Source organism: Ruegeria sp. G10 (assembly GCF_056533645.1).
The window spans coordinates 1-12,023 of sequence record NZ_JBQFOQ010000006.1 but is presented as its reverse complement, the minus strand read 5'-3'; the positions used below and the strand labels follow the sequence as shown (position 1 = coordinate 12,023).

General features: G+C 61.0%; 12 protein-coding genes and 1 tRNA gene. 5 read left to right on the top strand and 8 right to left on the bottom strand.

All coding sequences use genetic code 11. The features are described 5' to 3' along the window. Positions 1 to 4 precede the first annotated feature (4 nt). The 4 genes from ACR0KM_RS11605 (at position 5) to ACR0KM_RS11590 (ending at position 4,072) form a co-directional block, all read left to right on the top strand. On the top strand, positions 5 to 697 hold the full coding sequence (locus ACR0KM_RS11605) for an HAD family hydrolase (RefSeq protein WP_480861412.1): 693 nt from the start codon (positions 5 to 7) through the stop codon (positions 695 to 697). A gap of 119 nt (positions 698 to 816) precedes the next feature. After that, a complete protein-coding gene (locus tag ACR0KM_RS11600; protein ID WP_480861413.1) occupies positions 817 to 2,376 on the top strand; it encodes a trimethylamine methyltransferase family protein in 1,560 nt (519 codons plus the stop codon). Between the two features lie 116 nt (positions 2,377 to 2,492). After that, positions 2,493 to 3,080, top strand: a complete 588-nt coding sequence (locus tag ACR0KM_RS11595) for a heme NO-binding domain-containing protein (protein ID WP_480861414.1) — start codon at positions 2,493 to 2,495, stop codon at positions 3,078 to 3,080. Next, a complete protein-coding gene (locus ACR0KM_RS11590) occupies positions 3,077 to 4,072 on the top strand; it encodes a diguanylate cyclase domain-containing protein (RefSeq protein WP_480861415.1) in 996 nt (331 codons plus the stop codon). Before ACR0KM_RS11595 ends, ACR0KM_RS11590 begins: the two co-directional genes overlap by 4 nt. Before the next feature lie 20 nt (positions 4,073 to 4,092). Here the strand turns inward: ACR0KM_RS11590 and ACR0KM_RS11585 are convergent, their stop codons facing one another. The 8 genes from ACR0KM_RS11585 to ACR0KM_RS11550 form a co-directional block, all read right to left on the bottom strand. Further along, positions 4,093 to 4,779 carry a CbiX/SirB N-terminal domain-containing protein gene (locus ACR0KM_RS11585; RefSeq protein WP_480861416.1) on the bottom strand — a complete coding sequence of 229 codons (687 nt, stop codon included), beginning with the start codon at positions 4,777 to 4,779 and terminating at the stop codon, positions 4,093 to 4,095. Positions 4,780 to 4,841: 62 nt separating this feature from the next. Continuing rightward, positions 4,842 to 5,774 carry an AEC family transporter gene (locus tag ACR0KM_RS11580; RefSeq protein ID WP_480861417.1) on the bottom strand — a complete coding sequence of 311 codons (933 nt, stop codon included), beginning with the start codon at positions 5,772 to 5,774 and terminating at the stop codon, positions 4,842 to 4,844. A gap of 46 nt (positions 5,775 to 5,820) precedes the next feature. Then, complete coding sequence (locus ACR0KM_RS11575; protein WP_480861418.1) at positions 5,821 to 6,618, bottom strand: MBL fold metallo-hydrolase; 798 nt, start codon at positions 6,616 to 6,618, stop codon at positions 5,821 to 5,823. Next, positions 6,615 to 7,421: a TatD family hydrolase gene (locus ACR0KM_RS11570; protein WP_480861419.1), complete on the bottom strand. Its 807-nt coding sequence runs from the start codon at positions 7,419 to 7,421 to the stop codon at positions 6,615 to 6,617. Before ACR0KM_RS11570 ends, ACR0KM_RS11575 begins: the two co-directional genes overlap by 4 nt. Further along, complete coding sequence (locus ACR0KM_RS11565) at positions 7,421 to 8,539, bottom strand: DNA polymerase III subunit delta' (RefSeq protein WP_480861420.1); 1,119 nt, start codon at positions 8,537 to 8,539, stop codon at positions 7,421 to 7,423. Before ACR0KM_RS11565 ends, ACR0KM_RS11570 begins: the two co-directional genes overlap by 1 nt. A 7-nt stretch (positions 8,540 to 8,546) precedes the next feature. After that, positions 8,547 to 9,173: a dTMP kinase gene (tmk, locus tag ACR0KM_RS11560; RefSeq protein ID WP_480861421.1), complete on the bottom strand. Its 627-nt coding sequence runs from the start codon at positions 9,171 to 9,173 to the stop codon at positions 8,547 to 8,549. Continuing rightward, positions 9,170 to 10,336 carry a D-alanyl-D-alanine carboxypeptidase family protein gene (locus tag ACR0KM_RS11555; protein ID WP_480822496.1) on the bottom strand — a complete coding sequence of 389 codons (1,167 nt, stop codon included), beginning with the start codon at positions 10,334 to 10,336 and terminating at the stop codon, positions 9,170 to 9,172. Before ACR0KM_RS11555 ends, tmk begins: the two co-directional genes overlap by 4 nt. A 16-nt stretch (positions 10,337 to 10,352) precedes the next feature. Continuing rightward, positions 10,353 to 11,645, bottom strand: coding sequence for an SPOR domain-containing protein (locus ACR0KM_RS11550; RefSeq protein ID WP_480861422.1), 1,293 nt, complete (start codon positions 11,643 to 11,645; stop codon positions 10,353 to 10,355). A gap of 203 nt (positions 11,646 to 11,848) precedes the next feature. Here ACR0KM_RS11550 and ACR0KM_RS11545 point away from each other — a divergent pair. Continuing rightward, positions 11,849 to 11,938: transfer RNA gene (locus tag ACR0KM_RS11545), tRNA-Ser, on the top strand. Positions 11,939 to 12,023 lie beyond the last annotated feature (85 nt).

Sequence of the window (12,023 nt, the reverse complement as noted above, 5' to 3'; positions counted from 1 at the left end):
CCCTATGCCCATCGACGCCCTTTTGTTCGACAAGGACGGTACACTTTTTGACTTTGCTGCTACCTGGGGCGCTTTCGGGCGCGTTGCGCTTGAACGTCTGTCGAAAGGCGACGCAGAGCGCGCGGGTGAAATGGGCAAGGCCATCGGGTTCGACTTTGCGCAAGAGACTTACGAGGCCGACAGCGTTGTAATTGCAGGCACAGTCGACGAGGTGGCAGACGCATTGCGGCACCATCTGCCTGAAACATCGCGATCTGACCTCGTGGAGACACTGAATCGGGCCTCGGCCGAGGCGCGGCAAATCCCATCGGTGCCTTTGGCTCCGTTTCTGGAGGGGTTGCGGGAAAGCGGGCTGAAGCTGGGCGTCGCCACCAATGATGGCGAGATGCCCGCGCTGCAGCATCTCGCTTCGGTCGGGGTGCAGGATCATTTCGATTTCGTTGCCGGATATGACAGCGGGCACGGGTTCAAACCCGGACCGGGGCAATTGCTGGCCTTTGCCAAACATATCGACGTTGATCCGTCGCGCATCGCGATGGTGGGCGACAGCCTTCATGACCTTGAGGCCGGGCGCGCCGCGGGCATGGTGACCATCGGTGTCCTGACCGGAATGGCCCCGGCTGAAACACTCGAACCTCTGGCAGATGTCGTGCTGCCGGACATCGGGCATATTCCCGCATGGCTGTCTAAGAGTTAACCATCTGCGCTTAAAAATCGCCGCTTCACATGGCAAAACCGACATGCGGTGTCGCAGACAGAGCGGCCATAGAACAACCTTCCGGGCTTGCTTGGGAAAAGCAGTGCCCGGAGGAAACCATGGCCGACAGCAATACTCGCAAACGTCGCGGCGGTGGTCGCGCGGGGGCAGCCGCCCGGCGCGGCAGTGCCGTGATCGATCAGATGCCGTGGAACCCGCCTGTAAACATCGACCGCCCAACCGAACCGCTGGGCCCCGAGGGGATCGAGGCGATCCATGAAGGCGCGATGCGCATCCTCGAAGAAATCGGGATCGAGTTCTACAACAAGGAAGCCATTGGCATCCTGCGCGAGGCCGGGTGCACCATCAATGGTGACAACGTTCGCATGGGCCGTGACTTTGTGATGGAGATGGTGCGCAAGGCCCCCAGCAGCTTCACCATCACCCCGCGCAATCCCGATCATACGGTGGAGGTCGGCGGGCGTACGATGCTGTTCGGCAATGTCTCGTCCCCGCCGAACTATTGGGACATGGAGATTGGCAAGAAGGTTCCGGGCACACGCCGGATGTGTCAGGACCTGCTGAAGCTGACGCAATATTTCAACTGCATCCATTTCGCGGGCGGTTACCCGGTCGAACCGGTGGACATCCACGCCAGCATTCGCCATCTGGATGTGCTCTATGACAAGCTGACGCTGACCGACAAAGCGATGCACGCCTACTCGCTGGGCAAAGAACGCGTCGAGGACGTGATGGAGATGGTGCGCATCGCCGGCGGCCTCAGCCACGAGGAATTCGAGGCATCGCCCCGGATGTATACCAACATCAACTCGACCTCGCCGCTGAAGCATGACCATCCGATGATTGACGGCTGTCTGCGACTGGCCCGGCGCGGGCAGGCCATCGTGGTGACGCCGTTCACTTTGGCCGGGGCGATGGCACCTGTCACTATGGCCGGGGCGGTGGCGCAGTCGCTGGCCGAGGCCCTGTGCGCGATTGCGCTGTTCCAATACGTCCGGCCCGGCATTCCCTGTGTGATCGGGACGTTTACCTCGAATGTCGACATGAAATCGGGCGCGCCCGCGTTTGGGACGCCGGAATACATGCGCTCGACCCAGATGACCGGGCAGATGGCACGGTTTTACGGGCTGCCGATGCGCTCATCCGGCGTGTGCGCGGCCAATGTCCCGGATGGACAGGCGGTATGGGAGACGTCGAACTCGCTCTGGGCGGCGGTGCAGTCGGGGACCAATATGGTCTATCACGCGGCGGGCTGGCTTGAGGGCGGGCTGATCGCGAGCCCGGAAAAGTTCATTATGGATTGCGAGATACTGCAGCAAATCCAGCGCTATATGCAGCCTGAGATCAACGCCACGGGGCCGGATGAGATCGCATTGGATGCAATTCGGGCAGTTGGCAATGACGGGCATTTCTTTGGCATCCAGCATACGCAGGATCGATACACAACGGCATTTTATCAGCCGTTCCTGAGCGACTGGAAGAATTTTGAGGCCTGGGAGGTCGCAGGCAGCATCTGGACTGCCGAGCGGGCGCACAGGATGTTCAAAGAGATCGTTAACAGTTTCGAGCCGCCCGCGCTGGATGAGGCCATCCGCGAAGAACTGGCTGACTTCGTGACCCGCCGCAAGGCTGAAGGAGGTGCCCCGACCGACTTCTGATCGCTTTTCATTTCAGGCTGAGATTACATCGTATTGTCATGATCCGATGTGGGATTTTGGGCATTTGTTAAGCTTTTTGGGTTCACTTGTCACGGGTATCCAAACCGGGGCTTTTCATGCATGGGCTGATCAATAGGGCGATTCAATCCTTTGTGTGCGCCACCTATGGCCGCCCCTGTTGGCAGCAAGCGATGCAAGCCGCAGGTTTGGATTTTGAAGAGTTTGAGGCGATGCTTATCTATGACGCCGATGTCTCTAGCCGCGTTCTTGACGCGTTGTGCGCCGATCTGGAGCGGCCAAAAACAGAGTTTCTGGAAGATCTCGGAACGTATTTGGTTTCGCATCCGAACATGGAGGGTTTGCGCCGCCTGCTGCGCTTTGGCGGCGTAAGCTATGTTGAGTTTCTTCATTCACTGGATGACCTGTCGGACCGGGTACGGCTTGCGGTTTCGGATCTGGTGTTGCCAGCGCTTGAGTTGCAGGAGCATTCGCCCGCCGAGTATAGGCTGCATTGCGCTCCGGGCCTGCCAGGGTTTCCCAGCGTTATGACCGGGGTATTGCGCGCTATGGCGGATGACTATGGGGCGCTGGTTATCTTAACCTATGAAGGGCAACAAAGTCATGCCGAAGTGATTTCGATCATCCTGATCGAAAGCGCATTTTCCCAAGGGCGCCATTTCGATCTGGGGGGGCGACAGGCATGACATCGACAGATGCGCTGACACCGCTTCTGGAAACGCTCTGCCCGATGTTCGTGCAGATCGATGATGCGGGTCGGATTGTGCGGGTCGGTCCGACCTTACAGAAACTGCGTCCCGACAGTTCGATGGCAGGAGCCTGTTTTCTGGACATCTTCGAACTCTTGCGGCCCCGTTCTGTGACCAGCCTTACGACATTGATTGCGACGCATGGCACCAAGCTTCATTTACGATTTCAGGACGCGCCCCGCACTGCGCTGAAGGGACTGATCGCGCCCCTGCAGGGTGGTGGTGCGATAATTAATCTGTCCTTCGGCATCTCCATCCTGGACGCGGTGCGGGATTATGCGCTGACAAGTGCGGATTTCTCTGGCACCGATCTTGCGATCGAGCTGTTGTATCTGGTCGAAGCAAAATCCGCCGCGATGGAGGCGTCGCGTTCTTTGAATTTGCGTTTGCAGGGGGCCAAGCTTGCTGCGGAAGAGCAGGCCTATACCGATACTCTGACGGGGCTCAGGAACCGCCGTGCAATGGATCACCTGCTGGGGCACCTGATCTCGATGAAGGCAAGCTTTGCGTTGATGCACCTTGATCTGGATTTTTTCAAATCGGTCAACGACCGTCTCGGGCATGCTGCAGGTGACTATGTGTTGCAACAGGCCGCCCAGATCATGCTGGCCGAGACGCGCGGGGATGATACGGTAGCTCGGGTAGGGGGCGATGAGTTCGTCTTAATTTTCAAAGGCATGACAGATGTCGATAAGCTGGACAGAATCGCATGCCGCCTGATCGCCCGGCTGTGTGAGCCAATGCAGTTCGAAGGGGCGGAGTGTCAGGTTTCGTGCAGCATCGGCACTGCGTTATCGACACAGTTCGAAGCAGCGAAAGCGGTCGATATCCTGCACGCTGCGGATCTGGCGCTTTATGCGGCGAAACGGGGCGGTCGCTCCTGTCATCGGTTTTATTGCGCGCTATCCGGCGCGCAACAGCCGAGTTGATTGCTACGGCTTCAATTTGGTCAAAGCCGATCCAGCACCTTGGCGATGTGGCGCTGCACCTGCGGTAGTTCGGATATTACGGGCATGACGTGACCGCCGAACGCGGCGCGCTCAAGCTCTTGCGGGACATCTTCAAGCACGTGCCCACCGGTGCAGGCGAAAAAGGGCAGGCAGATTGCTTGCTGCCCCGCGTCTGCCGCCGCATCGGCGATCGATGGGGGTTGTTCAACGAAACCGGTGCGGACGGTTTTGAAAGGTATCTGATGCGCCACGGCGTCAGTGAACGCCTGCGCGACGCGGGCGGGATTGGCGCTGCGTCCAGAACCGTGGGCCGCTACGATCAAATCTGTGCTCTCAGCGTTCCAGCCTTTGTCTTGCAGGACAGTGCGCAGGGCATCGGCGACCAAACCGGGAAGTTCGGGATCAATCCCCAACGGATCAAGAATCCGTACGGGCCGTTGTCCGATCCGCTTCGGCAGGGCGCTGGTGACAAACCATCCGCGCGCCATGAACAACGGGTAAACTGCGGTATCCTCGGGGAGGTCATCAAGTCGGGTCTCGAGCGATTGCGGAGCAGCCAAAGTGGCCGAGCGCACGTTGACCCGATGACACAGCGCATCGACCTCAGCGGCCAACGAGGCAAGCGCGTCTTCGGCGGGGGCAGGGTCAGAAGGTTGGCCATGGGCAACGATGACAGCGTTTGGCATATTCGAGCTCCGGTTTTGTCACGCGATAGGTGTTACGATGACGGCTAAAGTCAATGCGGCAGTCAGCCCAAAATGGTCAGCCAAAGCCAGACGGTGAGGATAGACGCCCCTGTTCCGATCAGAACCGACGAAGCAGCGACCCGTTTGGCGCGCCCGTAGATGTTTGCGAAGATATAGGCGTTGAAACCCGGTGCCATCGCGGCGGTCAGCACACCTGAACGGAACAGGTCCTGGGGCAGCGATAGCGACGTTCCGAACAGCCAGACGAGGCTGGGGTGCAGGATCAAAGAGATGCCGCAGACAAACAGGATCGCGCGCAGATCACCTTCGGGGCGGTACTTTACCAGCACGCCGCCTAGAGCAAACAGCGCTCCGGGTAGTGCGGCGCGAGTGATCAGGTTCAGTGCGTCATCCACCACGGTAGGGATGCCGAGGCCCGACAGATTGACGATGAAACCCAGCCCGATGCCCAGGATCAGTGCATTCTTGAACATGGCGGTCAGCACGGATTTGATCATCTGTGCGCCGCCGTGCCCGCGGTGCCGGAACACTTCCATCACCGTGATGCCCACGCCATAGCAAAAGGGCGAGTGGAACGCGATGATCGCGAAGTTGCCGGTCAGGTTTTCGGGGCCATAGGCGCGCTCGGTGATGGGTAGGCCCAGCAGGACTGAGTTCGAGAACAGACAGCAGAAACCGATGGCGACGCAATCCTCCCAGTCGCGGCGGAAGATCAGGCGCGCGCCTATCATACCGGCGGCGAAACACAGACCGGCGGCGGTGTAGAAGCTGCCCAGAAGACGGGGATCAAAACTGGCGCTGAGGTCAAGGTTGGCGATTGCAAGAAACAGCAGGCAGGGGATGGCGAAGCCCTGCGTGAACTTCATCAACCCGTCGATATGGACCTCGCGGAAGTACCCCAGTCGCGTTGACAGATACCCGGCGCCGATCACCAGAAAGACCGGCAGGATGACGTCAATCAGGCTTTGGAACATGGCAAAGCCGTGGGCAGAGTGTCGGAGGCGGCCAGCGACCCGCCCCCTAAAGCGCTTGCCGGATCACCATCCCGTCGAAGGCGGGCGTGATGTGGTCCGGGGTTTCGGCCTCGACCGTGGCATAGTCCATATCGATATGCATATTGGTCAGAATGGCGCGTTTCGGGGTCAGTTGCTCGATCCAGCCCAGCGTCTTTTCCAGATGCGCGTGGGTGGGGTGGGGCGTGCGGCGCAGGGCGTCGATGATCAGGCAGTCGAGGCCCTGTAGTTCAGCCCATGCGTCGTCATAAATCTCTGAAACATCAGGTAGATAGGCGAGGTTCCCTATCTTGAATCCCAGCGCGTCGATCATCCCGTGATTGACCAGAAAGGGTTGCAGCGGGATCGCTCCGCCCGGTCCGTCGATTTCGAACGGGCCGTCGATCGTGTGCAGGTCAAGGATCGGTGGGTAGGGTGAGCCCTTGGGCTGCACAAACGCATAGCCAAACCGGCTGAGCAGATCATTCTGCGTATCACCATCCGCCCAGACCGGGACGCGCGCCTTCATGTTGAAGAAGATCATCCGAAGATCGTCTAGACCATTGGTGTGATCCGCATGGGAATGAGTGTAAACGACCGCGTCCAAGCGCCCCGTGCCGCTGCTCAGCAGCTGGCTGCGCATGTCTGGTGAGGTATCGATCAGGACAGACGTGGTACCATCCGGCCCGTCGCGTTCAACCAGTACCGAGCATCGGCGGCGGGTGTTCTTGGGATTGTCGGGATCACATGCCCCCCACAAACCGCCCAGCCGGGGAACGCCACCGGATGATCCGCAGCCCAGAATCGTGCAGCGTATCTCGTTCATGCGGCGGCCTTGTATGTGGCGGCCTTGGTGAACAGCCGGTCGAAATTCGCTTGCGTCTGTGCGGCGAAATCGGCGTAGTCCATCCCGAACACCTCGGCCCCTTTGCGGGCGGTGCGGGCGGTATAGGCGGGCTCGTTGCGTTTGCCGCGATGGGGCGGAGGGGCCAGATAGGGCGCGTCGGTTTCCACCAGAATGCGATCGATAGGCGCGGCGGCGAAGATATCGCGCAGCTCCTGACTTTTGGGGAAGGCGGCGATGCCGGACATGGACAGGTAAAAGCCCAGATCAAGCGCCGCACGGGCCAGTTCCGCCGAAGATGAGAAGCAATGCATGACGCAGGAATAGGGCGCGTTGCGGTGTTCCTCGGCCAGAATGCGGGCCATGTCTTCGTCCGCGGCGCGGGCATGGATGATCAGCGGCAGGCCGGTTTGCTGGGCGGCTTCGATATGGATGCGCAGCGACTGTTGCTGCACCTCTGCCGACTCCGCCGTGTAGTGATAGTCCAGCCCGCTTTCGCCGATGCCGACGAATTTTGGATGACGGGCCAGCGCGACAAGTTCTTCCACGGTTGCCATCGGCTCGTCGGCAGCACTCATCGGGTGGGTTCCGGCGGCGTAGAAGACCGGCGCGTGGGCCTCGGCGATGGCGCGCACGGTGGGTTCGTTGCGCAGGCGGGTGCAGATGGTGACCATGCGGGTCACGCCAGCCTCGGTCGCGCGGGATACGATGTCGTCCAACTGGCCGTCGAAATCCGGGAAGTCCAGATGGCAATGGCTGTCAGTAATTTCGGGGGTGGGGCTCATCAGCTGTGACCGGCGGTTTCCTGTATCTTGAACACCGTATCTAGGACAAGCGAGGCAGGGTCAAGGTTCACCGCCTGCCCATGCCGCGCGCGTGATGTGATCAGCGCGGCGGCCTCGGCCCATTGGCGGGCCTTGTGCGGCGAGCCCGAAAGGCGGGCCAGCGTTTCCGCCTCATTCGGGGCGGCTTCGGGCATAGGGGGCGCGCCGGTTGCGCCGGTCAAGGCAAGGCGGGACAGGGCGATGTCGATGAGTGATAACAGAAGGTCGAACCGTTCAGCCGCGCCGCGCTGGGCGGCGGTTTCGGCCAGTTTCAGCGCGCGCTGCCGGTCAAGCCGGGGCAGGGTGCCCAGAATGGCGATCAGTTCGGCATAGAGGTCCAGCCCGCCCAGATTAATCAGGCGCACCGCGTCGCCGACCGAGCCTGCCGCGAGGGCGGCCAAATGGTCGGCTTGCGCGGGCAGTTCCGCGCTGGTCTGCGCCAGCGCGGCCTGCATGTCTTCGACCCCCAAAGGCGACAGGCGCAAGGTTCGGCAACGGGACCGGATCGTGGGCAACAGGCGCGAAGGTTGGTGCGAGATTAGCAGCAGGGTCGTACGCGCGGGCGGTTCTTCGAGCATCTTCAGCAACGCGTTGGCGGCGCTGGTGTTCATCTCATCGGCTGAATCCACGATTACAACCCGCCGTCCACCATCGGCGGAGGACAGACCAAAGAACCGGCCCAGTTTGCGGATGTCATCAACGACGATCTCATTGCGCAGACGCCCCTGATCGTTGACCGAGCGGGTGATCGCGGCCAATCCGGGCTCTGCCCCGGCCAGGATGCGGTGCGCGACCGGGTGATCGAGGGCGATGTCCAGCGTCTCGGGCGGCGGAGGGGCTCCGAACAGCCCGCCGTCATCTGCCGGAGGTGTCGCCAGCAGAAACCGCGCGATACGCCATGCCAGCGTCGCTTTGCCAACGCCGCGCGGACCGGTCAACAGCCAGCCGTGATGCAACCGGTCCGAGGTATAGGCGGTCAGAAAGGCCCGTTCGGCCGCGTCCTGCCCGAACAGTTGCACCGTTTCGCGCGGGTGCGGTGCGCCGAGGGCCTGATCCGGGGATGGGATGTCGTCGCTCATGTCTCGTTCATCGCAGGACTGTTGTAATGATATCTGTCACATCCTGCGCGACGCTGTCCATGTCTCGGTTGCCGTCAACAACGTGAAATCGGTCGGAAAACTCGTCCGCGAGCGCCAAAAAGCCAGCGCGCATTTTTTGCTGTAGCTCCAGGCCGAAATCTTCGAAGCGCTCCTCTGTGCCCTGACGTCCCTTTGCGCGCGACAGACCTGTTTCGGGGTCCATATCGATCAGCAGGGTCAGATCAGGCTCACGCTGGATCATCAGTGCGTGCAATTGATCGACCATCCCGCGCAAATCCCCGCGCGACAGGCCCTGATACATGCGAGTGCTGTCGGCGAACCGGTCGCAGATCACCACCTTGCCACCAGCCAGAGCAGGTTCGATGGTCCGTTCCAGATGGTCGCGCCGGGCGGCGGTGAACAGCAGAATCTCGGTCTCGGCGGACCAGCGATCTGGGTCCCCCTGCAGGACCAGAGCGCGGATTTCCTCGGCCCCGGCTGATCCGCCGGGCTCGCGTGTCAGCACGACCTCGCGGCCTTCGGCGCGAAGATGTTCGGCCAGCAGGCGCGCCTGCGTGGATTTTCCCGATCCGTCAATGCCTTCAAAGGTCAGGAATACTCCGCGCGGCGTCACATTTGCTCCAACGGGATATTGATCACGTCTTTCAGAACGATGCCGCCAACCGTCATCATGCGCACAACAAATCCGCCTTGCGCAACGTCCCGGTCGGCCACAAGCGGACGGCGGATTTCCGGCAGGCCTTCGGGTTGGATCACAAGCTCGGCCAGTTGCTGGCCTTTTGACACCGGCGCATTAATGGGACCGTCATAAACAACCTCGGCCTTGATGTCCTTTTCGCCCAGAACGGGGAACAGAAGGGTCAGGTCCTCTTGCGGGACAAGGCCAACCGTCTTTTCGGCACCCATCCATAGCTTGGCTTGTGCTACCGGTTCTTCCGCTTTGGCAACTGTCCTCTCGACAAAATTTCGAAACGACCAGTTAACCACGGCCTCAGCCTCCTCTGCGCGGGTGCGCGTGCTGTCGAGGCCCGTCAGAACAAACACAACCCGGCGGTCGCCCTGTTTGGCCGAGCCCACCAGGCCATACCCGGCCTCTTGCGTGTGCCCGGTTTTCAGCCCATCCGCTCCGATGCCCAGACGCAGCAGCGGGTTGCGGTTGCGCGAGTTCGAAGGCGCGCGGCCATCGAATTCGAATTCTTCTTCGGCAAAAAGCGGATAGTATTCGGGAAAATCGGTGATCAGGCGGTCGGCCAGAATGGCAAGATCATGCACCGACATCATGTGCCCGGCGGCGGGCCAGCCGTTGGAATTTGCGAAGTTCGATTGGTTCATGCCCATCTGCTGCGCGCGTTGCGTCATGAACCGGGCAAAACCGGCCTCGGTCCCATCTGGGCTCAGGGCTTCGGCAATCACCACGCAGGCATCGTTGCCAGACAGCACGATGATCCCTCGTAGAAGGTCCTCGACTGTTACGCGGTCCTGCGTGTTCAGAAACATGGTCGAGCCGCCATAGCTCATGGCATGTTCCGAGACGGGCAGGGTCTCCTGCAACGTCAGACGCCCGTCGCGCAGAGCCTCGAACGCGACATAGAGCGTCATGAGCTTGGACATCGAAGCGGGAGGCAACGGCTGGTCGGCGTCTTTCGAAAGCAGCACCGTACCGGTTTTCTGGTCCATCACATATGCGGCTCGCGCCGTTGTATCAAAGGCGAGAGCGGGCAGTGCCAGTACCGATAGCCCAAAGGCAAGGCATGTGGATCGCAGTGCAGAGAGCATTGTGGGCCTCCTCATCTCAGTTCTTGGCCGTGAAGGCATCGGTAAAGCCGAGGTCTTTGACGTCGTTCAACAAAGCGCGGCGTTCGGCCCGGGTCGAAGCTGGACCAACCAGCACGCGCCACACGGTGTTGTCGTCCCCTTTCAGTTCGGCCACCTGAGCAGCCATGCCATTGCGCCGGATTTTGTCCGCCGCGCTTTTGGCATTGGCCTCGACACTGAACGTGCCAGCCTGAACAAATGGCTTCGCCAATCCGTCGGTCGCCTCGGGCGCGGCGGCAGCGGCTGCAGCTGCGCTTGTCGGCGCACTCGCCTCAATGGCTGCCTCGGCCCCTGCTATCGGATCCAGTTGGGTTTCGGTGATGGCATTGGGATCTTTCTTCTGCCACCATTTCCGCTTGGCCGGCTTTTCGACCGGAGGCGTGACGTCCGGGTCAGACAAAGTAGCGGCTGCTGTCTGCTCACTGGCCAAAGCGGCTTCGGTCCCGGTTTCCGCTAGCGGCGCGGTCGTCACTTCTGCCTCGGCTGCTATCGTCTCGTCGGGGGCCTTCTTTTGCCACCACTTGCGCTTTGCCGGGGCTTCGGATGTCGCCGTTTCGGCCACGGTATCGACCGCGTCGACAGTCGTTTCAGCCGCCTCTTCACCAGCCGAAGCCACCGCTGCGCCTGCGACCGCCGCCGCGGCCGCAGTTTCTTCCGCAGGTTTCTTTTGCCACCACTTTCGCTTGGCGGGCTTCTCGGGGGTGTCTGCTTCGGCAATGTCGGTTGGCACCACGTCTTCTTCTGTAATGTCCGGTGTTGCAGGATCATCTGCGATTGGCGGCGGAGCGGGCGCGATTTCTTCGCGCCGCAACGCGACCACTTCGATCCGGGTAGGTGCCCCGGCCAGCATGCCCAGCTGTGATGCGGCAGAAGACGACACCTGCAGCGCAGGTCCCGGCAGGTTCCGGTCGCGGCGGAACAGGGCCCCGGTCACAGATTTGTTGTTGGCCGTATTCTTGATCAGCACACGTTCGGGTTGTGAAACATCAGGATGTGCGACCCAGACACCGCCCAGAGAAGGACGCCCATCCCAAAGGCCGGCTTCGGTCACCTGAAACACCTCGGGGGCTTCCACGTCACGTTGGTTCGAGGCGTTGGCCTCGGGGAACAGTTCAAACCTGTTCGTGTTGTCGGCGTCTTCGCCTGTTTGTTCTTCGGCCTCGGGGGGCTGCAGGTTGAACCCTTCCTCGCACCCTGCCAAAGCCGCCAAACTCACGGCCAGAAACGCCAGCCGTTGTGGCCCAAAGCGTGTGCCAGTCGCTCGCTTCATTGTCTCATCCCTTGCCTGACCAGGCCTTCAAGGCCGCGCCCCAACCGCGTCGCGCTGGTTCTTGTTGCCAGTCTCGTGCGGTCTGATACGCGGATCATAACGCGGGTGCCGGTCCATGGAAAGAGCGCTGGTTTCGCTTCGGCAATAAATCCCGCTTTATGGCTTGCCTCTGCCGGCATCTGCGCTTAGACCCGGCCTCACGCGGGGAGGTGGCAGAGTGGTCGAATGCGGCGGTCTTGAAAACCGTTGGGCGTGAGAGCGTCCCCAGGGTTCGAATCCCTGTCTCCCCGCCACTCATACCTGTCTCACTTCAGTTGTGTTTTCTGACCCGGAATTGTGCCGCAATTCCCGCACGTTGGCCCGTACGCTTTCAATCAG